This is a genomic window from Sulfobacillus sp. hq2, assembly GCF_002903155.1.
In the GTDB taxonomy this organism is placed as follows: Bacteria; Bacillota; Sulfobacillia; order Sulfobacillales; family Sulfobacillaceae; genus Sulfobacillus; species Sulfobacillus thermotolerans.
This window is the reverse complement of the sequence record NZ_NWUL01000031.1, coordinates 173,702-198,956: the sequence shown is the minus strand read 5'-3', so window position 1 is coordinate 198,956 and position 25,255 is coordinate 173,702. Positions and strand designations below refer to the sequence as shown.

Genomic DNA, 25,255 nt, shown 5'->3' with positions numbered 1-25,255 from the left:
TTTCACATTCCCGTCTCCAACGCCATTGCACAGCCGCCTTAAGAAATCTGCTATAGTACTGGGAAGGAGGCTCTGCCTGCGCTTTATCGTGCAGGGAAAGGACGATAAAATATTTGTGAAACGCTCAACAGCTTGGTTGATTTTCGTAACCGTCTCAGCGATGTATTGTCTAGTATTTATGCAGCGAACAGGTCCTGGCCTCATTGCCCAAAAATTAATGGAGCAGTATGCAATTGCGCCTACCACCCTATCCCTCATGACAGTCGCCCAATACTTAACCTATGCGGCGTTACAAATTCCCGTGGGATTGTTTGCGGTGCGCATGCATCCGGAACGCCTCCTTGCCTTGGGCGCCTTTTGTGACGGTTTAGGTACGATCCTGTTTGGTACCAGCACCTCTTTTCATGCCATTATCTTCTCACGTGTTATCGTAGGAATTGGAGACGCCATGGTCTGGTTAAACATTGTCCTCGTGTTAGGGAAATGGTATGACGCGGGAGTTTTTGGACGCATCCTAGGCTTTGTCGGCATGTCCGGCAATTTGGGCGCCATACTCTCGACATTTCCCTTGGCTTGGTGGATTGCACGCGACGGATATCGTGAGCCTTTTGTGGCCTTAGGCGTCGTCTTAGTCGTGGTCTCGCTCCTTAGCGCCTGGCTTTTAGAGCACACCACCCCCGTGCGTCCCCCATTAGCTACCGGTCTTTATCGTCCCAACATCCGGACCGTCTTCCACAAGCCATGGGATATGATGGCTCCTATCCTGGCACACTGGGGATTCATGGGGCCTTTTTTGGGTTTTGCCAGCCTATTTGCCATACCTATGCTCCACACCCTGTATGGAATGAATGCCGTTCAAGGCGGGTATTACTTGGCCCTTGCCCTTTTGGGTTCACTAATGGCGGGTCCGATTGTCGGGCCTTTGTCGGATCGGTTCGGACGTAAGATCCCTTATGTCTTAGTCGGCATTGTCGACGTTCTCGCCTGGGGCACTTTTGCAGCCTTTGCGCCGATTTTACCCCGGTTTATTCTCGCCGCAATATTTCTTGTTCTCGGGTTTGCCAACGGAGCCAGTGTTTTGACGTTTGCCGTCATCCGCGATACCTTTACATCCAACAATATTGGGCTGGCCTCCGGCATAGCGAATACCGCAGGATTTCTTTCCGCCGTGTGTGTTCCTTGGGGCATCGGATTTCTTCTGTCGGCGGGGCCGGGCCTGGATATTAGCGCTCGTGACCAATGGGCTTTGGCTTATGTGACACTATTTAGCGTTTTAGGAACCTTGGGCACCTTGAAAATCGCCGGTAAAGCCAGGAAAAAATCTGCGGTGGGCGCATAAACCAACCTTTCTCATCTGGATATAGCAAACCCGCCAACACCCAAAACGTGTTGGCGGGTCATATTGGTATACCTTATTCGGGTTGCGACTCGTCTCCTTTTCCGCCGAGCTTGCGGAAAAAGTTTCGAATCGGGTCGTAATAGCGATCAGCCACTCGCTCTTTCAACGGGATAATAGCGTTGTCGGTAATATGAATATGCTGTGGGCAAACACTCGTACAGCATTTCGTCACGTTGCACAGACCAATTCCGCCCTCGTTTTTAATTTGAGGAATCCGGTCCGCGCGGTCCATGGGGTGCATTTCAAATTCAGCCATCTTCACCATAAACCGCGGTCCGTAGTACTGACTTTTCTCCTGATGGTCTCTCAGCACATGACAGACATCTTGGCACAGAAAACATTCAATGCAATGATGAAATTCCTGAATTCGGTCCACATCCCATTGCTGCATGCGGAATGGCGCCGCCACCGTGGGGTGAAATGCAGGAATTTTTTTGGCGACCTCATAATTCCACGACACATCGGTCACCAAATCCTTAATGATTGGAAACGTCTTCATCGGTTGAATGTGAACCGTTTGGCCTTCGTACTCATCAAGACGCGTTTTGCACATGAGTTTCGGGACACCATTGATCTCCGCCGAACAGGAACCGCAATGGGCCGCTTTACAGTTCCAGCGAACGGCTAAATCTTGCGCCTCATGGGCTTGAACATGGTGCACCGCGTCTAACACCACCATTCCTTCTACGCGCGGCACTCGGTATTCAACTTCTTGGCCTCCGTCAGCATCACCCCGAAAGATGCTGAGGATAAACTCATCAGCCATGGCGACTACTCCTTTCTTGGTGGGACTTGAGACGATCCCGCAACCTTTTCCCGGCCGGGCGCGACGGGACGAGCGCAGATCTCCGCCAATTCCGGAGGCATTTCGGGTACTGGGACCCGCGTAATACGGTCTCCGTCCTCAGAATATTGATGGACAAAATTCCATTTCCCCATCTCCGGCAGCTCGTCTGGATAGTCAGAACGCCAGTGTCCGCCACGGCTTTCTTTCCGTTCAAGGGCTCCGCGGACAATGAGCTCGCTCAAAAGCAGCATATTTTCGACATCGAACACTGCATGCCATCCCGGATTGTAGACTCGTCCGCCTTTAATTCCCATCCGTTTCGCGCGTTCCTTAAGGGAGAGGATCTTATTGAGTCCGACCTTTAGATCGTCTTCCGAACGTACAATCGCCGCATGGGTCGACATGGCTTCTTGCAGCTCTTGATGAATCGCATAGGGATTTTCCCCGTCAGGGCGATTAAATGGCTCCAAAATCCTGGCCACCTCGGCCTCCACTTGCGTGTCATCAATCTCAGGAGCCTTCTTAAGAGAGGTAGCATAATCACGCGCCGCAATACCTGCACGGCGGCCAAAGACGAGGATATCCGCGAGGGAATTTCCGCCCAGCCGGTTGGCGCCGTGCAATCCACAAGCCACCTCTCCCGCGGCAAACAGCCCAGGCACCGTTGTTGCACAGGTTTCGGCGTGTGCTTGCACCCCGCCCATTTGGTAATGACACGTGGGTGCCACCTCAAAGGGTTGCTTCGTAATGTCGATATCCCCTAAGGTAAGAATCTGCTCGTACATTCCAGGCAACTTTTGTTTAATAAAGTCGGCTTTCTTGTGACTGATATCGAGCCATGCGCCCCCATGGGGTGTGCCCCGTCCGGCTTGGACTTCCTTAAAGATGGACCGAGCCACAACATCACGCGTTGACAATTCTTGACGCTCTGGATCATAACGCTTCATGAAGCGCTCTTTTTCAGAATTATAGAGCAACCCACCTTCGCCACGCACTCCTTCCGTGACCAATAAACCCGCCACGCCCGGAGGCCAGACCATCCCCGTTGGATGGAACTGCACCATTTCCATATCCTTCAAATCGGCTCCGATCCGGTACGCCATAGCCGCCCCATCGCCGGTACTTTCCCAAGAGTTTGATGTCACCTTATACACTTTGCCCCAACCACCGGTCGCTAAGACAATCGCCTTAGCTTTAAGGAGAATGAAATGACCATCGGCCCGGTAGTAACCCATAGCTCCTGCCACGCGGCTCCCATCCATAAGGAGTCGAGTAATCGTCACTTCCTGGAATACCTTGATATCCATAGAAATCGCCTTATACTGCAGCGTTCGCAAAAGCTCCATCCCTGTCCGGTCACCAATATGGGCTAAGCGGCGGAAAGAGTGCCCACCAAAAGCTCTTTGCATAATCCGACCTTCCGGCGTCCGGTCAAATACCGCTCCCCACTGCTCAAGCTCCAGTACGCGTGCCGGTGCTTCTTTGGCAAACACTTCGACCGTCCGGTAATTATTGATATAATGGCCGCTTTTCATCGTGTCATAAAAGTGCGTTTGCCAGCTATCCGGGGCATCCACGTTGCCGATGGACGCTGCCGCTCCGCCTTCAGCCATGACCGTATGCGCTTTGCCTAACAATGATTTCCCGACAATGGCCACAGAGACTCCACCCTCAGAAGCCGCTTCCACCGCAGCGCGCAATCCAGCGCCTCCGGATCCTAATACCAACACATCAAATGCATGGGTTTCCATCGTCTCGATATTCATCAGAATAACCTCACATCGTGAATTACGCCCATAATAAGCAAGCGCACGTATAAGTCGGCAATCCATACAGAGAACATCGAAGCCCAAGCCCACCAGCCGTGAAAGACGTTTAAGGCCGATACACGGCGCCAAATGCCATAGCTTACAGGCTTTTTACCATGTGCTGTACACGAAAAGCAGTCCTTACGGCCGCCAATCATATTGCGCCACGCATGGCACGAAAACGTGTAGCCGGTTAGCAAAATCGCATTCACCAACAAAATCAAAGACCCCACGCCCACGCCAAAGCCGTTAGGGAATATAAACGCTTGCACGACATCTTTCCACAAAAAGATTAAGACGAACACCGCTAAAAACCACGTATAGCGATGCAAGTTATTGATTTTCCATTCCCCTTTATAGGGACGCGTCTGATGCGATTTGGGTTCTGGGACCGCACAGCCAAATGGATGGAATGTAAAGGCACGATAATACTCTTTACGATAGTAATAGCACGAGAAACGAAAAACAAATGGCATCCACGCGACATACAACGCGGTTAAGATGTGAACTCCAAACCACCCAGCAATGTCCGGTGAAAAAAACGGTGACACATAATTGTGATACGTTCCCGTGTTATGAAATAACACTTCCCATAACGCATAAATCACAAATCCGCTAAATGCTATTAGTGTAAAAACCGGCTCCACCCAATAGGGCATCTTCCCTAAGCGAGGTTTGGGATGATTGACGCCGGGTTGGCTTGTCTGTGCCATGGCAACCCCCTCTTGACAGCGTTTTGTTGCTACCGATGTGTCATGTGGCAGCTTCAAGACGTTTAAAGTATAACCTAACCCGATTTGTGTAATTTCTTTTGTGTTTTTAGGCAAAAGATTCAGATATTATGGCGCCCTTGACGAAGCGCCGCTAACTTCTGAGCACGCACTCTTTCAGAACCTTGGTCTGAAGGATGGTATAGGCGTAAGCCTGCCATTTCATCGGGTAAATAGGCTTGGTCAACATAGTGCATAGGAAAATCATGAGGATATTGATAAAGGGGAGCGCTGGCACCCATCGGAGCATAATGTTTGTCGCGTAAGTAGCTAGGCACCGCTGCCTGAGGCCAACGTTCGAGGGCACTGTCCAGTTCCGCCAGTGCTGTGACCACCGAATTAGATTTGGGAGCCGACGCAATGTACAAGACGGCTTGAGCCATGGGAATGCGCGCTTCGGGAAGGCCCACCGCTTCAAGCGCCGTCCACGCCGCTTGAGCCACCACAAGAGCCATCGGGTCTGCCAATCCCACATCCTCCGCGGCATGAACCAAGATGCGCCGCATGACATAGCGAGGGTCGGTTCCCCCTGCGAGGAGGCGCCCAAACCAATAAAGTGCGGCATCGGGATCGGAGCCGCGCATTGATTTAATGAACGCTGAGGTGAGATCGTAATGCGCGTCGCCCGCGCGGTCATGATAATGAACACTCGAGGCCAGCACACGGTCACCTAAGGCTATCGTGAGGACATTGGTTGGCACCGTGTCCGCCAATAATGCCATGTGTTCAAGCGTACTTAACGCTAGCCGGGCATCGCCTCCCACCCGTTCCGCGATTTGGTGAAAGAGGCCATCATCAATGGCCCCCTCATGCCACCACGTCATCCGCAACGCCCATGCGCGCTCCAAAATTTGAACAATGGCCTCCACTTTTAAAGTCTTCAGTTCGATCAACAAACAGCGGGACAATAGCGCTCGATTAATCGATACCCAAGGGTTTTCGGTGGTCGCGCCAATTAACACGAATGTGCCATCTTCGACAAAGGGCAACAATACATCTTGTTGTGAGCGATTTAAACGGTGGATTTCATCAATAAACACGACGGTCCCTGACCCGCGCAATTGCCAACGCTCTTTAGCTCGTTCCGCCTCTTGCCGAATTTCTTTAACTCCTATATCAATGGCAGACAAGGCGGCAAAGGCTGCGTGCGTTTGATCCGCAAGAATCCGAGCTAAAGTCGTTTTCCCCGTTCCGGCCGGCCCATGAAAAATAACGGAGCGCAGTGAGGAAGCCACTAGGGAACGCAAAAGGCCTTGTGGTCCCGTCAGATGTTCGTGTCCAATGACGTCATCCAACGTTCGTGGGCGCAGCTTCCAGGCTAACGGTGCCTGTGCTTCACGACTCTTGTCGCCAGATTGTGCAAACAAATCGTATGACACTGCCATCAGCCTTTCAATTGAACAAATCCCGCGATTGTCCGGTCGATATCTGCATCGCTTACATCAAGATGGGTCACTAAACGCAAGCGTTTGGGCCCCATGGCGCCCACCAAGATATCTTGACGCGCTAGAAATTGAATGGCCAAATCAGCTGGCTGCTCCAGATCGACCATGACCATGTTTGTCGGCACCGATGGTAAACTAACGGAAAAGCCCTGTTCGCGCAGTGCATCAGCGAGACGCTTAGCTCGTCTATGATCATCCTGCAACCGATTAATATGGTGCTCTAGCGCATATAAGCCCGCAGCCGCTAAAATGCCAGCTTGCCGCATTCCACCCCCCAACCATTTCCGGTAGACACGCGCCCGCTCAATATAACCTCTGGGTCCGGCCAACACCGAACCCACCGGCGCTCCTAATCCTTTCGACAAACACATGGACACTGAGTCCATATCAGCAGCTAGAACGGCAATCGAAACCCCCAAAGCTACGGCGGCATTAGCAATCCGTGCACCGTCAAGATGAACGGCCAAACCATGCGCCCGTGCCACTTGGATGATGGGCGCTATGCGCTCTCGAGATAACGCCGCGCCGCCCGCTCGGTTATGCGTATTTTCTAAAGCCAGTAACCTGGGCCGAGGATGGTGGATATTGGTTGGGCGGATGCGGTCATTCAGTTCCTCGGGATCCATCAGGCCCTCTTCTCCTGCCAATTGGGTAAAGGTGGCTTGCGACCACATGGCCGCTCCGCCACCTTCATAAAAATAAATGTGATTGTCCCGGTGGATAAAAACCTCATCGCCGCGCTCGGTATGAGCTAGCAAAGCGATTTGATTAGCCATCGTCCCCGATGGCACAAAAAGGCTCGCTTCCTTGCCCAACAGTCTAGCCGTTTCTTCTTCCAACCGATTCACGGTGGGATCTTCCCCGTAGACATCATCACCGACGTCCGCCTGAAACATCGCATCACGCATGGCCGCCGTCGGTTTCGTGACCGTATCTGAGCGCAAATCCACCACTTTTTTCATAAACCCAACTTCTTGAGAAGCTGTGCTTTCGGCAAAGCTCCTACAACGCGCGAGGTTTCCTGTCCACTTTGAAACTTAATTAAGGTAGGGATACTCATGACGCCATACTCCGCGGCAATCGTAGGATTTTCATCAACATTCAACTTCGCAACGGTGATGTTCCCCTGCCGCTCTTGAGCCACTTCTTCAAGAATAGGACTAATCATACGGCACGGCACGCACCAAGCCGCCCAGAAGTCGACTACAACAGGGACGGTTGAATTGCTAATCACGGAATGAAAATTAGATTGATTTACGGTGACCACATTATCTGCCAAAACATTCGCCTCCAATTTCACCCTCGATGATACCAGGGAACACAAAGAAAGAGAAGATAGCGAACTATCCTCTCTTTCTTAGCCCCGCCATGCCGTGCAACCCCGACGTTTTGAACCTGCATTACGCAGGTGGGCACCTCCCGTTAACTTTCGCAGTCCCCTAACTTCAGGGCCGGACGGCCATTAACTGCGGATCAGGTTCCCTATGTTCTGATGTTGGCTCAAAACATATCGGTCGTCTTCACGTACACAGCCGGATTTGTTGGCTCTATTATAATAAGCGCGGACGCTCAATGCAACTGTCATCCCGAACCTCATTCTGCCAGTTACGGGAAACGACAGGAAGAAAACTCAGGCCCGAAGCACGCGGGCCTGAGTTGTTGATCGTGTTAAGAGAGTTCGTCGTCATCCTTCGCCATACGGGTCACCATATTTGCAAGCATCTCTTTCTGTTTAGGTCCGCTTGCCTGCCACATCCGCTTTGCTACCCGGTCCTGCGCATTCTTCGGCTCAACCCCGGCTTGCAACATGGCATCTCCCATGTCAACGACCTCATTTTGGACGTGTTCCTGGTTGGCGCCATTTTGGAGTTTCTCGGCCACACGGGACTTTAACTCATGAAATGACTGCGGCACACCCTTTGCCAAAGGAATCCCTCCCTGGGTCAATTTGGAGCGTAAGCAAGTGCTCCGCGTTTATTGTGTACGCTAGTCCGAAAAACTATGAGGGGAATAATTCTGAGGGTCTTCGCCACACTAACAATGTTGAAGAAAGGAGGGCAACATCGTGAGCTGGGTAGGAACCATTGTTCGTTTTATTGTGGCGACATTAGTGCTAATGTTCATGGGCTACGTCGTTCCGGGATTCTCCCATTTAGGGTTTTGGTCGGCGATGCTTGCAGCTTTAGTGATTGCTCTAGCCGGGTATTTGATCGAAGTCATGTTTGGAAAGTCTGCGTCGCCTTATGGGCGAGGACTTGTGGGCTTTATCGTCTCGGCTATTGTGATTTACTTTGCTCAATTTGTAGTGCCTGGCATGCATGTATCTATTTTGGCGGCCTTCATCGCCGCATTTATCATCGGCCTTGTTGACCTATTTATTCCCACGGCGGTCCGTTAAAGAAGAGAGGGGACGCCTCTCTTCTTTTTACGTCCCCTCACTTTTTAATTTGAATGCCCACTTCATCGAGTTGGCTGGTACTGACAGGACTTGGGGCATTCATCAACGGGTCCACGCCTTTGGCGGTCTTGGGAAAGGCAATAACCTCTCGTAAACTCCTTGCGCCCGCCATTAACATGACAAGGCGGTCTAAGCCAAACGCGATACCACCATGGGGTGGAGCCCCATATTGAAAGGCATGAATTAAGAATCCAAATTTCTCTTCTGTTTCCTCAGGGTCTAGTCCCAACGCCGCAAAAATCTTTGCTTGCAGTTCTGGCTGATAAATACGCAGGCTGCCAGACGCCAATTCCGTACCATTGAGCACCACATCATAGGCTTGCGAACGTACGCGTAATGGGTCGGTAGCAATTAAGTCGATGTCTTCAGGATGTGGCATGGTAAAAGGGTGATGTGCAGAAACCAAACGCTGCTCTTCCTCACTCCATTCAAATAAGGGGAATTCGGTGACCCATAAGAATCGCCAGCCATCCTCTATCCGCTTTTCTTGACGAGCAAACTCAAGCCGCATCTGTCCTAAGACCGCTAAACTGGGGAATTTTTCTCCGGCCACAATCATCAAGGTGTCATCGGTCCCCAACCGCGCAGCCGCTGCTAAATGCTGCAATGCCTGTTCGTCAAGCCATTTTCCGGCCGAAGTACGCAGTCCCTCCCCACTTTTCACAATCCAGATCAGACCGCTAGCGCCCTGACCCTTTGCGAATTCAACCCACCCATCGAGTTGCTTTCGCGTGGGTTGATAATGGCGCATGACTGCCCCGCCCGCAAACGGTGCCGCTTGCAGAACAGGCCAAGCAATATGAGCACGGACCGCTGATGTCAAATCCATTAATGGCTCGCCGGCCCGCAAGTCCGGCTTATCCGAGCCATATCCCTCCATGGCTTGTTGCCACGTCATCCGTTCAAACGGTGCAACCTCGACCCCTAAGCTCTCGTAAAAGACTTGGCGAAGCATGGCCTCCATCATGTCGAGAATTTCACTTTGCGACATAAACGACATTTCTACGTCAATTTGCGTGAACTCCGGTTGCCGGTCGGCCCGCAAATCTTCATCGCGAAAGACCTTGGCAATTTGGTAATAGCGATCAAACCCTGCCACCATCAGCAATTGTTTGAAAATCTGCGGACTTTGGGGCAACGCGTAGAATTCCCCCGGAGCCAGACGACTGGGCACCAAGAAGTCGCGGGCCCCTTCTGGAGTCGACCGCGCTAAAGAGGGCGTCTCGACATCGAGAAACCCGTGGGCATGAAAAAAGCTTCTCACAGCCATCAACACTTTATCTCTCAGCATAAAATTCCCAAGCAGGGAAGGCCGCCGCAAATCAATATAACGATATTTTAAACGCAACATCTCATCCACATTCTCGGCTTCGGCCGGCATAAACGGCGGCGTTTTCGCCTCCGATAAAATCGTCACGCGCAGCGGTTCGATTTCAATACGACCAGATGCCAATTCGGGATTTTCCATGCCTATAGGTCGAGCACGCACCATTCCGGTAATCGCCACGACAAATTCTGCACGCACTCGGTCGAGCTCCGCAAAATTTTCAGCGTGGACAGGTTCCGCAACAATTTGAACAAGACCCGTCCGGTCCCTCAAATCAATGAATATCAGACCGCCATGATCCCGCCGCCGATGAACCCATCCCGCTACGGTCACTGTTTGCCCAATAAGTTCCTCGGTTACAGCGGCCGCGTAATGTGTGCGTCCTTCCATCAAAAGGTCCTCCCCAGTCTATGTTTGCGGTTTTCTAGAGGTTTATGATTAGGCCAACGTCGTGGCCTCTCCATTTTTAATCAACCGTGTGACACTAACTAAACCACAGTCGCGGTTCCTAAGGCTCTTCATTAAGGGGTGCTAATTTTTAGGCCTTACCTTTGTCCGCTTGCCCACTAAGACGCGTCCCCGACGGTCTAAGTCCATGTGACGTCTTAGGGGTGCCATGGGCAGACGGTCGCTCTTCGTGGGCTACACGGTTTTTCTTGCGTTCCGCACTATCCACCCAGAGCGTAACAGGCCCCCAATTAATCAAGGAAACTTCCATGGGTGCTCCAAAACGTCCAGTCTCCACGTGGTTTGACTTGGCGCGACATAACTCAACAAAGTACTCATAAAGCGGCTCGGCAACGTCACGTGAAGCGGCCAGAGAAAAATTAGGCCGACGTCCATCGACTGTTTCGGCATATAACGTAAACTGTGAGACCACCAAGATCCCGCCCTGAACGTCCAAGACGCTGCGATTCATTTTGCCTCGTTCGTCAAAGATCCGCAAATTCAGAACCTTATCGGATAGCCACCGGGCGATATCCCGGTTATCATGCGGATGAATCCCTAAAAAGAGAAGCAACCCCGTATCGATCGATGCGATGCTTTGGCCGTCTACCGCGACGGACGCGCGTCTCACGCGCTGTAATAGGGCTCGCATTAGAGTTTCTCGTGGCTGACACGCTCAACCCGCTCAACATAGGGGAGCGCCTCAAGACGCTGGATAATCCGTGTCAGCTGTGTTAGATTTTTCACTTCCAACCTCACATTCACGACCGCAGTCCGGTCTTTAAATCCTCGGGCCTTCGCTGAGATAATGTTCGCGTCGGCCACCACATTGGCCACATCAGCCAGCAATCCAGCCCGGTCCCAGGCAAATACAGCTAATTCAACAGGATGCGGAGCCAATTCTGCCTCCGTCGTATCCCAACTCACTTCAATCAGCCTCTCCGGATCTCGACTCAGCTCCTTATGATTTGGGCAATCGAGTCGATGGACAGAAACACCGCGCCCCCTGGTCAAATATCCAATTATGGGATCGCCAGGCACCGGTTGGCAACACCGCGCAAGACGCGTAAGCAACCGATTTTGGCCGCGGACCAAGATTTGCTCACCGCGCACTGGGACAGTCACTTCGCGTTTCACCGGTGCAACCGGCGCCACGACGGGCTCTAAACTACGACCCAGCTCGTCTTTCAAGCGGGAAACGGCTTGCACCGGATTGATCATCCCGTCGCTAATCCCTATCGCTAGCTCGTCTACTGTACCATAGCCAACCTTTTTAACCAATTCCTGCAGACGGTCATGTTGTAAAGCTAACCCCGCCCGGCGAAGTTCCCGCTCCAACAGTTCTTGGCCCCGGCTTAAGTGTTCTTGGCGTCTTTCCCGACGAATCCATTGCCGTATGCGGTTCTTGGCTTGAGACGTCTGCACAATGTTCAACCAGTCCACACTCGGACCCGGCGACTTGCGATTGACCAAAACCTCGACTATGTCCCCGTTTTCCAGTGCGGTCGTCAGGGGAACAATACGGCCATTGACTTTCGCCCCCACACAGTGATTGCCCACATCGGTATGGATGCGATAGGCAAAATCGATGGGTGTGGAACCCGCGGGCAAATCGAGCACATCCCCTTTGGGGGTAAAGACGAACACTTCTTCACTAAAAAGATCGACTTTTAGCGTGTCCATAAACTCGCGGGCGTCACGCATATCCCGTTGCCACTCCAAGAGCTGACGCAACCACGACAGTTTTTGTTCAAACTCGCGGTCCTCTTTGCCCCCATCTTTATAGCGCCAGTGGGCAGCAATTCCATACTCGGCAGTATGGTGCATCTCAAAGGTGCGAATTTGCACCTCTAAGGGCTCCCCTTCTGGCCCCATGACCGTCGTATGCAAGCTTTGGTAGAGATTGGACTTGGGCATGGCAATATAGTCCTTAAATCGACCCGGTACGGGCTTCCATAAGGAGTGGACCAAACCTAGTACGGCATAACAATCTTTTACCGTTTCGACCATCACCCGCACAGCGACCAAGTCATAGATTTGAGAAAAATCCTTGCCTTGCTTATACATTTTTTGGTATATGCTGTAGAGGTGTTTGGCCCGCCCGGATAATTCCGCCACCATTCCCATCGATTCAAGTCGCCGCGTCAACTCGGCCGTCACCGCTTCAACCGCCGCTTCTCGCTCCAGACGCTTCTTGGCCACCAATTCTTTCATCATTTGAAATTCTTGCGGCTGCAAATGTTGAAAGGCCAAGTCTTCGAGTTCCCATTTAATCCGAAAGATCCCTAAACGGTGCGCTAAGGGAGCATAGATTTCCATCGTTTCGCGCGCAATACGTTGAACGCGGTCCGCCGTCAAGTGTTTGAGGGTACGCATGTTATGAAGACGGTCAGCTAGCTTGATGAGAATCACCCGAATATCTTTGGCCATCGCCAAAAGCATTTTACGAAGGTTCTCTGCTTGTTCTTCTTCCCGCGTACGCACCTCCAGGCGGTCTAACTTGGTGACGCCGTCTACTAATTGAGCGACCTCAGACCCAAAACGGTCTTCGATGTCTTTGAGCGTGTAGCTGGTGTCTTCCACCACATCATGCAATAAGGCCGCGATAATCGTCGGCACATCCATTCGCAAGTCGGCGAGAATAGACGCAACCGCCAGCGGATGTTCCACGTAGGGGGCTCCAGATGCGCGGCTTTGCCCTTCATGGGCGTGGCGGGCAAAATCGATAGCCTCCGCGATTTGTTCCGCTTCCGGAGAGTCGGCCGAAAATCCAAGTTTTTCTGCCATGCTAACTTGCTCCATGACAGCTCCCCCCCATTCTTTCACGGCTGAACCAGCAAGCTCAGCACCGGTACCCCGGCATCCAACTTTTGGCGACCCTTTAGGCCCTTTAGCTCTATTAAAAAGGCAAATGCCACCACATGGGCCTCGAGTCGGCTCGCCAGCCGCGCTGTGGCTGCCACCGTGCCTCCTGTGGCCAATACGTCGTCGACAATAATGACACGTTTACCCGCCAAAGTTCGGTCGTCTTCTACCTCAAGCTGGTTTTCACCATATTCTAGCGAATATGCTTCTTGGAGAACAGGGGCTGGCAACTTTCCCGCCTTGCGCACAGGGACTAACCCCGCATGCAAGCGGTCTGCCAACGGCGCCGCAATTAAAAATCCCCGTGCTTCCGGCGCGAAAATAGCATCCGGCTGAAGCGGTCTCAATTGCGCCTCCAATGCCTCCAAGACTTCATGCCATGCCTCAGGATTGGCCATAACCGGCAGTACATCCCGAAACAACACGCCCGGCAAAGGAAAATCCGGGATTTCTCTTACCCACTGTGTCCATGCCATGTTGACCCTCCTCACCCTTTAAGCTTCTACTCCCAATCTTTCAGGGGCTTCTTCCAGTCCTGTTCTATAGCCCGCCAATGCTGTTGCGCTCGTTGGTATGCTGGGCTGAAGCTTAAGGCCCGGCGCTCGGCGGGCTTGCACCCGCGCTGAAATCCCAACTCATGAAACACGCGTCCTCCGATCAGCAAAGGTGCCTGACCTCGCTCCCAAGCTTTCCATAATCGAGCCAATTTTTCACGTGTCGGATAGAGTCTTCGCGCCTTGCCGATGACCGGCTCTGGAGCCATATCCGGGCTTATCCACATCACGCCCGCCGGTTCCTTAAGGAGCGCCGACGCCGTACGCAAAGCCATATGGTGAACGGGCGCAGTGAGCCAGACAATGTGGTCGGCCCAATGGAACAAGCGAGGCCACCGGTCCCATTGATTCACAACAATGGCGACCATCTCTTGGTTTTGAACCGCGGTTTCATGCCCCACCCATGCGCCATCCGGCCAATAATGATACCACGCTTGAGCCCCTAACTGACTAGCCCATGCCTTTTGTTCGCGCGTGCTATTTACTATATAAAGCACGCGCCCGGAAAGCGGCTTTGTCACGGCTTCAAATCGCACGGCCTGGCGCCATGACTTACGGCCTGCTGCCACCCCAACAAATTCCTCAACCTGCCACTGTGCCGTTTTCTTACCCTGAAATTGGTTAAGCATGAGGCTGCCGATAAATTCCACAGGACCGTCTTCCACTAGGGTCTGTGCCATTTGCGCTTGTCCAAATGCAACGACACGGTAGGGATGGTTCACAAGCATTAAAGATAAATGCGCAGCATCGCTTCCCATCGTACGCCACCCATCAACAACGCCGTGCACCGCGAGTCGCGGCCGTTCAAAATGATGACCGTACGGTTCGAGAGCTAACAATTGCTCCACGGCCCTAGGTGTCAGCTCTGACGCGTCCACGACGGCGTCCACCGCGGTTCCTACAAACTGCTGGCGCACAACGTCTTCCGGCAGCGCTTCGGAAAATATTTGCGATAACCGATAGGGATCTTGCTTGGATAAGCTAAACCCACAGGCACCGCGATGTCCTCCCAGTTTTAAAAAGACATCTCGATTTTTCCACAAATGCTGGAAGAGATCCAACCCCTCGACCGAACGCGCCGATCCTTTGCCGGTCTCCCCATCCCACCCAATTACCGCCACCGGCCGCTTCAAACGATCCTTGAGTCTTGAAGCCACAATGCCGATAACCCCATGATGCCAGTGGTCGCCAGCCACTACGACAAATCCCGGCACCTGTCCCGAGCCATCGAGTGGCACTTGATTTAGGGCTTGGTTCACCAGGTCCTTTTCTATTTCGCGCCGCAGCTGGTTCCGCGCCTTAAGGTCTTGAGCCCAATGACTGGCCTCTTCCCGACTTTCGGCAAGAAGCAGTGCCACGGCCGGACGCGCGTCGCCCATCCGGCCCGAGGCGTTGAGGTGGGGGCCCACAAAAAACGCGAGGTCGTCGGCTACGATTTGCTGGTGGTCTTTAATACGGTCGCCTAACAAGACGTCAACCCCTACACAGACTCCTTTCTGCAAGGCCTGCAATCCTTTCCTGACAATCAGGCGATTGTCCCCCCTCAAGGGCACCACGTCGGCAACGGTGCCAATGGCAGCCACCGCGTAGAACCAGTCCGGGACCTCATCGTCTAACATCGCCCTGACTACTTGAAGCGCTACCCCCGCTCCTGACAAGCGATTGGGCTGGGCCATGCGCTCAGGATTGACTAAAGCCGGCACATCGGGAAGTTGTAGCGGCAAGGCGTGGTGGTCGGTAATAGCAAGGGTTAACCCTTTTTGGCGTGCCAACTGTGCCGCATCAGGCGAACTTGACCCGCAATCGACGGTCACCATCACGTCCACACCTGCTTGCACCGCTAAATCCACTGCGTCAGCATGCAGTCCGTAACCCTCATCAAACCGGTTGGGAATGTAATAGTCTACATGCTCAAACCCTGCCCACTGCAGACCCCGAACCATGACAGCCGTCGCGGTTACGCCGTCAGCATCGTAATCGCCATACACGCGGACGTGTTGCTGGCGTCGGCGAGCCGTCCGAAGTAGCGCCACCAATTCCCCCATGTCGGGTAATTCGTAGGGACGGCTCAACGTCTGGTCATTGCGTTGAAGGTCTAGGACCGCCTGAACCGAGCGAATGCCTCGGCCCCACAAAATTCGAGAGACCACGGGTTCTAACCCGCTTTGTTGTTGAAAGGCTTGATAAGCGTGCATTTCATGAGCCGCTAATGCCTTGAGTACATAATTTGCGTTACGATACCGTTTCGTGCCAACCATTCCAATCCTCACGTTAATCGGGATTTACATGCACCATCACGTCTTGAATCCGCGGCAAACTCATGACCGCACGTTTAACCCGGTGTGAAATTTCGTGCGCTTCCCATACCGTTAAGTGTCGATTCACCACAATTTTTAAATCCACTAGAACTTGAGTACCCGATACGCGCGTTCGAATCTCCGCAATCTTTTCGACGCCATCGACCATCGTACAGTGGGCACGGATGGCATCAACAATTTGTGGATCGGCCGCGCGGTCCATCAAATCGTTTGCAGCTTGCGAAAAGATTTCGATGCCGAGCCAGACGATTAATGCCGCCACCGCCAGCGCACCATAGGCATCACCGTGCGGAACTCCCCACTTGGCCGCTAAAATCGCACCCGTGGTGATTGCAGAAGAAATGACGTCCATCCGGTTATCCAAGGCGGACGCCATCAAGGAGTGACTGCCGGTACGCGTCGCAATGGTTTTTTGGCGCACGTACATGACCCACTTGATTATCATAACGCCTGCAGCCACAATCAAGGTCAACAGGGTGGGATGTTGACTCGCGTGGCTTAACGCGGCAATTGATCCATTGGCCACTTCAAATCCTGCTAAAATCAACAGGAGCGCTACGACTTTCTGCGCAATGGCTTCAGCTTTGGCATGCCCGTAATTATGTCCTTCGTCGGGCGGTATGCGCGCAACACGCAACCCGATGATGACCGCTATGGACGATCCAAGATCAGCACCAGAATGAATACCATCCGCAATTAGGGCGCGAGAATTTCCGATAATCCCCACGGTAATTTTCAATGCCATGAGAATAAAGTTTCCGAGGGCTCCCCACGCTGCACTTCGGGTACTGGTCTGTAGCTCTCCGTCGACATCAATCACGCCGTCTCACCCGTTTTCCGATTACTCCTCCCGCTCTATTATTGTACCATGGACTGTTATGGTCTTAGGCGCGTCAGCATAACGAACCACAATAAGGCCACTACGAACTTGGCGCCACGCACCATCACAATCTTACGCATATCCTGACCAAACCGTTGGAGCCTGACGGCCGCATCAAATCCTACCGTGCCTTGCCACGCCACCAACCCTGGCACGGGTGTGAGCAATAAGGACAACCATAATAACACCCATGACTCTCGTAGGAGCCGGTGCCTACTCCGGGCGACGGGACGTTTAGGCAAAAGACGGTGGAATCCCCATTCTAAGGCTGCTGCTACTCCCCATTGAAGAGCCAGCAAAGAGCCCCCCCAATACGGAAACCCCACCCGCCATACGGTCTCCGCCAATACCAAAATCAATAGCCATGGGCCATCCCATAGCCAGACGCCCAATACCGGCACTAGAAGCCATCCCACGGGATTGCCCCCTTTACATTCCTGATATCTCCTTATCATGCCCCAAATTCTGTCATATCGCGCAAAAATGAGAAAACCCAGCACACGACTGGGTTCTCACTGAATACACACCTTCGTTAAGCGGACGCCGGCCGCGATTTGCCTTTGCCTTTTTCCCGTTTCGTCCACAACAACCAGATAGGACTGGCGATGAAAATCGATGAATACGTTCCAAAAATCACGCCAAACAACATCGTCAAGGCAAAGTCTCGAATGCTACTCCCCGCAAAAATCAACAACGCCAGCAATGCGATAATCACGGTGGTTGATGTGTTAATGGAGCGGACTAGAACCTGATTCAGACTTTTATTCACCAAATCATCCAGCGGGTCATTCTTTTTGCGAACGGCCAAATTCTCCCGAATACGGTCAAAAACAATAATCTTGTCGGTAATCGAATATCCAAAAATCGTCAACACGGCCATAATAAAGTACTCGGTAATCTGAATATGAATCAACGCAATGAGCCCGACGGTAATAATGACATCGTGCAACATGGCTAAAATCCCCGACAATGCAAACCGCCATTCAAACCGAATCGTGATATAGAGAATAATCGCAATGACAGCTAAAACCACGGCGATTAGGGCCCGCTGTTCCGTTTGTTTGCCAATAATCGATGAGACACGACTGGTTGAGATCTCTTTAAATGCCCCCACCCGCCTTGATAACTGCGACAGCAGGGCATCGCGCTCATGCTCCGAAATGGTCGGGGTGGTAATTAACACATTGTCATGTCCTTTGCCGAGAAACACGACGGTACTGCCGTTTAAATGGTCAGCATCCAACACGTGGTCAATCTGGGTTACAGTCACCGGGCGTAGGAATTGAAGATTCATCTGCGTACCGCCCGTGAAATCAATCCCGTAGTTCAAACCCCGAATAAAAAAGGCTCCCAACGCCAAAATCACCAGCAATCCCGAGAGGACAAACCATGTTTTCCAATGTCGGACAAATTCGAAATGGTACCGCATCATGCCAGCCCCCTAGCCCACAAATATGGTGCGCACTTTAGCCCACCCCGCATCGGCTACCCAGCGGATAACGACGCCTGTTACCGAAACCGCCGTGAGAAGGGAAACCGCTGTGCCTATCATGAGCGTCAATGCAAACCCTTTCACTTCCCCGGTCCCCAAGAAGAAGAGGATGAGCGAGGAAACAAAGGTTGTCACATGAGAGTCCAAAATAGCCCGAATGGCATGACGAAACCCTGCTGCAACCGCCGCTCCGGGTTTCTTCCCGTTGATTATTTCTTCTCGAATGCGGGAGAATATAATCACATTCGCGTCGACCGCCATTCCCACTGACAAGATGAGCCCCGCAATCCCCGGCACCGTGATGACGGCGTGTATGCTCCACAATGCCCCCACCACCAGCAGCAAATAGATTAATAACGCCATATCCGCGACAAAACCTGCCAACCGGTACCAAAAAATCATGACCACCCCGATTAAGAGAATCGCTATGATGGCCGCCATTTTGCTTGCTTCAACCGATGCATGGCCTAGCGTCGCACTGACCGTACGCACATCCAGAACTTTTAAATTCACCGGTAACGCGCCTGATTGCAAGAGCAACGCCACTTGTTGGGCTTTCTTTAAAGTGGGAAAGTTTCCGCTCATTTGGGCTTGTCCATTAGGAATCACACTTTGCACCACTGGCGCTTCCACTAACTTGCCATTTAAATAAATGGGGAGTTCCTTCCCTAAATATTTCTTAGTAGCCGCCGCGAACAAAGCTGTGCCTTTGTGGTTAAAAGTCAAATTGACGACGTATTGGCCGTTGGCTTCACCGGCCGTTGCAGACGACAAGTCAGCCCCGGTCACGACCACTTTACCCGCAGGATTCTTTATTTCCAACACGGCGGTCTGACCTAAAAATTGGAGTGCTTGTTCGGGATCTTTGACTCCCGGCAAATCAATCGTAATCCGGTTAGACCCCACTTGTTCGATAACCGGCTCAGAAACTCCTAAAGAGTTTACGCGAAAGTTCATGATCTCCATCGCGCGTGCCATGGTTTGGCTGTTCACCGGCTGACCTGGTGATGGTTCCGCTTGATATGTTGCGGTGACGCCACCTTTAAGATCTAATCCATAGCGGAGATGGCTCGCCACAGGATTCACCTGTAAAAAGTAAAAAAGGGCTGCGATAAGCACCGCAACCAGGGCAAAAAACTTAATCTTGCTCTTTCGACGCATTGCAAAGCCCCCCGGGTTAAAATCGTTTCATTATAGTCCGGGGGTTCAAGCAGTGTCAATTCACGGGGTTCTAAGGTTTGGGAGCCTTTAAGGCTGGCACGCCCCGGCCATAACAAACATCCAGTCTGATCTGCTTTTGCTCTCGGACCGTATAAGACGAATCATTCTGGCTCCAAAACACGTCAAGGCCCGTCCAGCGATCAAACCACTGCACAATCACTGCCGCAACTTCTTCGGGCGTTAAGGGATCCGTGCGGACAATGAGGCGGGCCGCCTGGCGCGCCGAAATCAAGCGATACCATTGTCTCCAATAATGCTGGCGAGTCCATGCCATACGCCGTCTTCGCCGCACTGTCTCCACTGCCGCATCCAGGACCACCACCGGATGGTCTCCTTTGCGGCGATACAAGGTGGGAACTGACGAATGCTCTTGAGCGACCGACTGCGCAATGATGCCATAGCGATCCAGCACACCGGATATCGTAGATTTTCCGGCTGCACAGACTCCCACTAAAATAATGCCATTAGTAGGGAATGCTCGCGGAGAGTGTCCGTATGGCGCTGTCATCACCGCCTCTGACCGCTAACGCCACAATGCTCACATCATCGCCAGGCCGGTCCTTGTCTAAGAGGAGCGTTTGCATCATCAAACCATTCACCCACGATTGGAGATCATGAATATCTAAAGCCGTCATCTCCTCTTGGATTTGGTCCCAAGGAAGGGACTTACCGTACCGTTTACCGGCATTTGTCACGCCGTCCGAGAATGTTAGCAAAATCGTCCCCTCTACGAGAGGTAGCTCCGTAATCGCAGGCCGTGTGCGGCGATAGGTTCCAATGACCTCAGCGCCTCCTTCAAGCCGGAACACCACATTGTCCTGCCGTACTAACACTGGCACAGGGGTGTTGCGGGCAATTACCATGGTTTTCGTATGGAGATCGCAAGACAAGACGGCCAGGGTGGCCGTTACACGCCCTTCACGGGCTGTATATAACATATCCTGCACAGCCCTTGCGACAGCGCCATCCCGGGAGCCGTCGGCAATCAAGCTCACGGCCTTCATCGCGACCAACCGACTGATCCGTTTCGCCGCCACGCCTGATCCTTGTCCGTCCGCTAAGATAACGGAGACGCCGCCTAAAGGCCGCTCAACCAGTTCAATCGTGTCTCCGCTCTCCCCAAAGCCTCCTTTGGGGACCTTAGACCATGCTACATCAATTCGCATATCTGTCATCCTAACTCACTAATGTCCGGCTTTCCCCTTGCCGCCTGGTGATATGCAACGCATCTAGCAATTCTAAAAAGAGTACCGCAAATCGGCGATTCGCTTCCAATACATCGCGCAATTCGCTCGTCGTAAGAGCCCCGCGTTCTTGTAAGGCCTTGATGACAATATCCCGGCTTGCGATATACACCGGCGTGGAGATATAGATGCCTTCTTCCAGTCGCACTAAGCGTTTTTGACTCAACAAATAATCAATGATATCGAAAAAACGCTCCGTGTGAATACTCGTCATACCGATGAGCTGCTCAACCGTCAAAGGCTTGCGCGCTGACGCGTCAATCGCTTGGTAGACCGACTCAATTTCTTGGGCCCACGCACCTTCCACAACCGGAACAAAATCAGCCAGGCGAACCCATTCGCCCTCCACAACGACATTCTCGGCATAGTGGACCACAAAGAGGACACTACGCAATGACCACTTGGGCCACAAACTGTCGCGAAGACGTTCCCGGCCAATGCCGCGTCTCAGAGGATGATCCTGGTGATATTCTCCAAGAAAGTGTTGAACCGTGCTGATAAGATCGGGCAAATACGGCTTCCAAAACACTTGGCGGTCCGGACCATAAACGATTTCGGGGTCGTCTTGACATAGCGTCTCAATCTCTGTTACCCGGTATCCCGCCCTCTCAGCCAATTTTTCAATGCTGCAAGGAGCATCACACGCGCGTAACTGCTCCAACACGACCGCCTTGGTATTCCCACTGGCAACAAGCGCTAGATGACCAAGCAGACCAGCTTCTTTCCGTTTATGATGCACTCCGGCTTCAAGCACCCGTCCTCCTCCCACCGTAAAGACAGGACTATAGGACCGAATAAGAAACCGGTCGTAACGGATGGCGGGAATAGAAGATTCTAAACGAATTTCCCCAAAAGCTGTGTCGCCGGGTTCAAGGGATTCGCGATCATACCAATAGACTCGTCCAATCGCTTCAGCCGTCCCTAAATGCACATGCACTCGGGTACGCTGCTCTAAAATAGGACTACTCGCCAATAGCAAGACCTCCACGACTATCACATCGACAGACTTCACCGTTCCGACAGCCGCTAACATTTGGCCCCGGTGCACGTGGTCCTTGTCAATGCCACTGAGGTTCACAGCCACCCGTTGCCCCGCTACCGCATAATCTACCTTATGCCCATGGACCTCTAGTCCGCGCACGCGGACTGAATGGTCTCCTGGCACCACTTCTAAGACATCTTCCGGCCGTAGCGTGCCACTCACCAAGGTTCCCGTGATGACCGTGCCAAATCCCCGCACCGAAAATACCCGGTCGATAGGCAGACGGACAAAACCTGTCGCATCACGCGGCGGCACCGTGCGGGCCACCGTTTCCAAAGCGTTCAGCAAGTCGGCAAGGCCCCGTCCGGACACGGAATCCACCGTAACAATCGGTGCCTGTTCCAAAAACGACCCACGAAGGGCCTCTTGGACCGTTTCCTCGACAATCGGCAGCCATTCCGGTTCGACTGTATCAGCTTTGGTAATCACCGTTAACCCACGAGAGACGCCTAGCAAGGTCAGGATATCCAAATGTTCACGCGTCTGGGGCATAATCCCTTCGTCCGCCGCCACCACCAACATCACCGCGTCCATGCCGTGGACGCCTGCCACCATATTGCGGATGAACCGTTCGTGTCCCGGCACATCGATTAAGGCCGCATGCTGCCCACTGGGCAACGTAAAGTCGGCAAAGCCCAAATCAATTGAGATACCGCGTGCACGCTCTTCAGGCAACCGGTCCGTGTTGACCCCCGTCAGCCGTTGCGTCAGCGTTGTTTTTCCATGATCGATGTGCCCAGCCGTACCGATGATCAGAGGCCTTTGATAAATATCAGCCAACGTCATCCCTACCCTTCCCGAAAATGCTTGGTATACCCCTTGTCGGTCAAATACTGACGCACCTCTAATAGTGCCGTATAGGTCGGAGTGATATAGGTCACGTGTTCTGCCGTCGTCCGCCGCAATAAATCGTCCATGGCTTCAGAGGGGTTCTCAATCACCGTAATGTGTTCAGGATTGACACCGGCATATTGCAAACGCAGTGCCATATCTTGCGCGCGAATCCCACTCGTCCAAAAGGTATTGTGCCTTTGCGTTGCGACCCATGACTCAAAATCAACATCCCAAAGCCATGATACGTCTTGACCGTCTGCGTAACGGTCATTGATAACCAAGAGAATATGCTTATCCGGGCGCGGATCCTGGCGGATGGTCTCCAGGACTTGGTTGAATCCAACCGGATTTTTAACAAGCGCCAACCACAGCACACGATCTCCAATGCGCACTTCTTCCATGCGCCCAAACGCGGGGCGCATGGCCTCCAATCCCTCTCGAATTTCGTGCGGCGTCACCTCATAAAGTAAGGCCACACTCAGAGCAGCCAACACATTATAGGCATTGTATAAGCCTGGCAACCGATTAGGAACTGCAAACTGCTCCCCGCGAAAGTCAATACGCATCAGAGGCATGCCGGGCTCCCAATCCACCAAGAGAAGGTCAGGAACTGGCCGCTTAAACTGGCAGTAGCGACACTCGTAAACTCCGATGTGCGCGTAGTATAAACGCTGGTACTGCAAAAGGGTCCCGCATCGCGGGCAGAAGCGCGCATCGGCCACATCGTAGGTTCCGGCGTGCTGCCCTTGACCTATAAGATCTGCGCCAAAATAAAGAACGTGGGGATGTTCTTGGCCTAAATACGCAACTTGCGGGTCGTCGGCATTTAGTACCAGCCACCCATCGTCCGCCAAGGATTCTATACCCCGCCGAACGAAATTGACCGTGGTTGACAGCTCCCCGTAACGATCGAGCTGATCTCGGAAAAAGTTCGTCACGGCAATGACCCTGGGGCACGCTTCTTGCGCTGCTTTGGGCATCGTCGCTTCGTCGGTCTCCAGCAGCGCCAAATCTGCTGTGGGCAACAATCGAAATCGACTCGCCTGAACCAATGTTGCCGTGAGTCCTAAAATTAAATTAGCGCCAGCCCGGTTGTGGATGACCCGCAAGCCGCGCGCACGCAAGAGATGACTGGCCAGGGCCGCCGTCGTCGTCTTGCCGTTAGTGCCTGTCAAGAGTATGACGCCTTGCCGTAGATGCGCACTTAGGCGCATAAACACTTTCGGATCAATGCGCCGCGCCACCAGTCCCGGCAATGAGCTGCCTCCACGCCCTGTTAACCGGCTCACCCACCCCGTAATACGTCCAAGCCAAACCGCGAGCGCGAACCTCATCGAGATGCTGACGGGGCCCGAGTGGTCCCGCTCTCTCCGTACTGCTGACGATAATACTCCCGGTATGCGCCCGTCTTGAGTGGACGCCACCAATCCTCATGCTGTTGATACCATGCGACCGTACTTGCAATACCGTCTTCCCAAGCGATACGAGGCTCCCACCCCAATTCTTTCGTGATTTTCTGGGCATCCATGGCATAGCGACGGTCATGTCCTAAACGGTCAGGCACTGGCACGATGACGGAAGCAGGAAGTCCCAGAATAGCACGCAAGTCTTCTGCGATCTCCCAGTTGGACTTTTCTGTATGTCCTCCAATGTTATAAATTTGGCCGCTCTTGCCTGAGTTCAACACCGCCCAAATTGCCCGCACATGGTCCTCAACATGCAGCCAATCACGCACGTTACGGCCATCGCCGTAGAGCGGCCATGGCTGACCCTCGATACCATTGGTGACAAAGAGGGGAATGAGCTTTTCTGGAAATTGATAAGGCCCGTAGTTGTTGGAGCAGCGGGTAATCACCACGTCTTGTTGATACGTGCGCGCCGCAGCTAACACCATTAAGTCGGCCGCCGCCTTACTCGCCGCATAGGGACTGTTCGGCTGAAGCGGTGAGGTCTCCCGAAACAGGCCATTAGGTCCAAGGCTGCCATAGACTTCGTCGGTTGACACGTGTAAAAACCGGGGCACATGATAAGTGCGGGCTAATTCCAGAAGAATTTGTGTGCCTAGGACATTCGTCGCGACAAACGGAACCCCTGACTGAATGCTGCGGTCAACATGCGATTCCGCAGCAAAATTGATGACTGCATCGATTGGTTTGTCTGCAAAGCACGGCTCCATTTGCGCCCGGTCTGCAATGGACGCGTGAATCCATTGATAGCGCGAATTGTCAGCATAATTCGCAACGTTGGCCGGGTTCCCTGCATAGGTCAACGCATCCACATTGATAATGTCGACATCCGGCTCATTGTCCAACAGCCAACGCACCATCTGTGAACCAATAAACCCCAAGCCGCCCGTTACCATAA

The 25,255-nt window shown here is 52.8% G+C and carries 23 protein-coding genes and 1 other RNA gene; 2 read left to right on the top strand and 22 right to left on the bottom strand.

The annotated features are described in order from the left end of the window. Nucleotides 1-115 precede the first annotated feature (115 nt). The gene (locus tag CO251_RS07835) at nt 116-1,339 is read left to right on the top strand and encodes a nitrate/nitrite transporter (protein WP_158246234.1); all 1,224 of its coding nucleotides are present in this window, start codon (nt 116-118) and stop codon (nt 1,337-1,339) included. Nucleotides 1,340-1,412: 73 nt separating this feature from the next. Here the strand turns inward: CO251_RS07835 and CO251_RS07830 are convergent, their stop codons facing one another. The 8 genes from CO251_RS07830 to CO251_RS07795 all read right to left on the bottom strand — a co-directional run bounded on the left by CO251_RS07830 (nt 1,413) and on the right by CO251_RS07795 (nt 8,135). Next, a complete protein-coding gene (locus CO251_RS07830) occupies nt 1,413-2,165 on the bottom strand; it encodes a succinate dehydrogenase/fumarate reductase iron-sulfur subunit (RefSeq protein WP_103375233.1) in 753 nt (250 codons plus the stop codon). 5 nt (nt 2,166-2,170) lie between these two features. Continuing rightward, complete coding sequence (locus CO251_RS07825) at nt 2,171-3,952, bottom strand: FAD-binding protein (protein WP_103375232.1); 1,782 nt, start codon at nt 3,950-3,952, stop codon at nt 2,171-2,173. Next, the gene (locus CO251_RS07820; protein WP_103375231.1) at nt 3,952-4,707 is read right to left on the bottom strand and encodes a hypothetical protein; all 756 of its coding nucleotides are present in this window, start codon (nt 4,705-4,707) and stop codon (nt 3,952-3,954) included. Before CO251_RS07820 ends, CO251_RS07825 begins: the two co-directional genes overlap by 1 nt. A gap of 119 nt (nt 4,708-4,826) precedes the next feature. Next, nucleotides 4,827-6,149, bottom strand: coding sequence for a replication-associated recombination protein A (locus CO251_RS07815; RefSeq protein ID WP_173677081.1), 1,323 nt, complete (start codon nt 6,147-6,149; stop codon nt 4,827-4,829). Then, on the bottom strand, nt 6,149-7,171 hold the full coding sequence (ltaE, locus tag CO251_RS07810; RefSeq protein WP_103375230.1) for a low-specificity L-threonine aldolase: 1,023 nt from the start codon (nt 7,169-7,171) through the stop codon (nt 6,149-6,151). The genes CO251_RS07815 and ltaE overlap by 1 nt, the downstream gene beginning before the upstream one ends. Beyond that, nucleotides 7,168-7,488, bottom strand: a complete 321-nt coding sequence (gene trxA, locus CO251_RS07805; RefSeq protein ID WP_103375229.1) for a thioredoxin — start codon at nt 7,486-7,488, stop codon at nt 7,168-7,170. Before trxA ends, ltaE begins: the two co-directional genes overlap by 4 nt. Before the next feature lie 77 nt (nt 7,489-7,565). Continuing rightward, a non-coding RNA gene (ssrS, locus tag CO251_RS07800) (6S RNA) lies at nt 7,566-7,750 on the bottom strand. Between the two features lie 127 nt (nt 7,751-7,877). Next, entirely contained in the window at nt 7,878-8,135 is a 258-nt protein-coding gene (locus tag CO251_RS07795) for a DUF3243 family protein (RefSeq protein WP_103375228.1), read from the bottom strand. 139 nt (nt 8,136-8,274) lie between these two features. Between CO251_RS07795 and CO251_RS07790 the strand changes: the two genes are divergently transcribed. Beyond that, nucleotides 8,275-8,607, top strand: coding sequence for a phage holin family protein (locus tag CO251_RS07790; protein WP_103375227.1), 333 nt, complete (start codon nt 8,275-8,277; stop codon nt 8,605-8,607). A gap of 37 nt (nt 8,608-8,644) precedes the next feature. Here CO251_RS07790 and aspS read toward each other — a convergent pair whose 3' ends face one another. The 14 genes from aspS to rfbB form a co-directional block, all read right to left on the bottom strand. Further along, the gene (gene aspS / locus CO251_RS07785) at nt 8,645-10,384 is read right to left on the bottom strand and encodes an aspartate--tRNA ligase (protein WP_103375226.1); all 1,740 of its coding nucleotides are present in this window, start codon (nt 10,382-10,384) and stop codon (nt 8,645-8,647) included. A gap of 148 nt (nt 10,385-10,532) precedes the next feature. Then, nucleotides 10,533-11,093, bottom strand: coding sequence for a D-aminoacyl-tRNA deacylase (gene dtd / locus CO251_RS07780; protein ID WP_103375225.1), 561 nt, complete (start codon nt 11,091-11,093; stop codon nt 10,533-10,535). Continuing rightward, entirely contained in the window at nt 11,093-13,243 is a 2,151-nt protein-coding gene (locus CO251_RS07775; RefSeq protein WP_103375224.1) for a bifunctional (p)ppGpp synthetase/guanosine-3',5'-bis(diphosphate) 3'-pyrophosphohydrolase, read from the bottom strand. The genes dtd and CO251_RS07775 overlap by 1 nt, the downstream gene beginning before the upstream one ends. A gap of 20 nt (nt 13,244-13,263) precedes the next feature. Beyond that, complete coding sequence (locus CO251_RS07770) at nt 13,264-13,782, bottom strand: adenine phosphoribosyltransferase (RefSeq protein ID WP_103375223.1); 519 nt, start codon at nt 13,780-13,782, stop codon at nt 13,264-13,266. Nucleotides 13,783-13,808: 26 nt separating this feature from the next. Then, nucleotides 13,809-16,118, bottom strand: a complete 2,310-nt coding sequence (gene recJ, locus CO251_RS07765) for a single-stranded-DNA-specific exonuclease RecJ (protein WP_103375222.1) — start codon at nt 16,116-16,118, stop codon at nt 13,809-13,811. Nucleotides 16,119-16,131: 13 nt separating this feature from the next. After that, nucleotides 16,132-16,998: a cation diffusion facilitator family transporter gene (locus CO251_RS07760; RefSeq protein WP_103375221.1), complete on the bottom strand. Its 867-nt coding sequence runs from the start codon at nt 16,996-16,998 to the stop codon at nt 16,132-16,134. A 56-nt stretch (nt 16,999-17,054) separates the two neighbouring features. Next, the gene (locus tag CO251_RS07755; RefSeq protein WP_103375220.1) at nt 17,055-17,474 is read right to left on the bottom strand and encodes a hypothetical protein; all 420 of its coding nucleotides are present in this window, start codon (nt 17,472-17,474) and stop codon (nt 17,055-17,057) included. Between the two features lie 116 nt (nt 17,475-17,590). Continuing rightward, nucleotides 17,591-18,490, bottom strand: a complete 900-nt coding sequence (gene secF, locus CO251_RS07750; protein ID WP_242968445.1) for a protein translocase subunit SecF — start codon at nt 18,488-18,490, stop codon at nt 17,591-17,593. 9 nt (nt 18,491-18,499) lie between these two features. Then, entirely contained in the window at nt 18,500-19,711 is a 1,212-nt protein-coding gene (gene secD / locus CO251_RS07745; RefSeq protein ID WP_103375218.1) for a protein translocase subunit SecD, read from the bottom strand. Between the two features lie 70 nt (nt 19,712-19,781). After that, a complete protein-coding gene (locus CO251_RS07740; RefSeq protein WP_207654648.1) occupies nt 19,782-20,279 on the bottom strand; it encodes a hypothetical protein in 498 nt (165 codons plus the stop codon). After that, the gene (locus CO251_RS07735) at nt 20,236-20,937 is read right to left on the bottom strand and encodes a PP2C family protein-serine/threonine phosphatase (RefSeq protein ID WP_103375217.1); all 702 of its coding nucleotides are present in this window, start codon (nt 20,935-20,937) and stop codon (nt 20,236-20,238) included. The genes CO251_RS07740 and CO251_RS07735 overlap by 44 nt, the downstream gene beginning before the upstream one ends. 10 nt (nt 20,938-20,947) lie before the next feature. Further along, complete coding sequence (selB, locus tag CO251_RS07730; protein WP_103375216.1) at nt 20,948-22,843, bottom strand: selenocysteine-specific translation elongation factor; 1,896 nt, start codon at nt 22,841-22,843, stop codon at nt 20,948-20,950. A gap of 2 nt (nt 22,844-22,845) precedes the next feature. After that, nucleotides 22,846-24,147: a MurT ligase domain-containing protein gene (locus CO251_RS07725; protein ID WP_242968443.1), complete on the bottom strand. Its 1,302-nt coding sequence runs from the start codon at nt 24,145-24,147 to the stop codon at nt 22,846-22,848. A 74-nt stretch (nt 24,148-24,221) separates the two neighbouring features. Beyond that, entirely contained in the window at nt 24,222-25,253 is a 1,032-nt protein-coding gene (gene rfbB, locus CO251_RS07720; protein WP_369825246.1) for a dTDP-glucose 4,6-dehydratase, read from the bottom strand. Between the last annotated feature and the right edge of the window lie 2 nt (nt 25,254-25,255).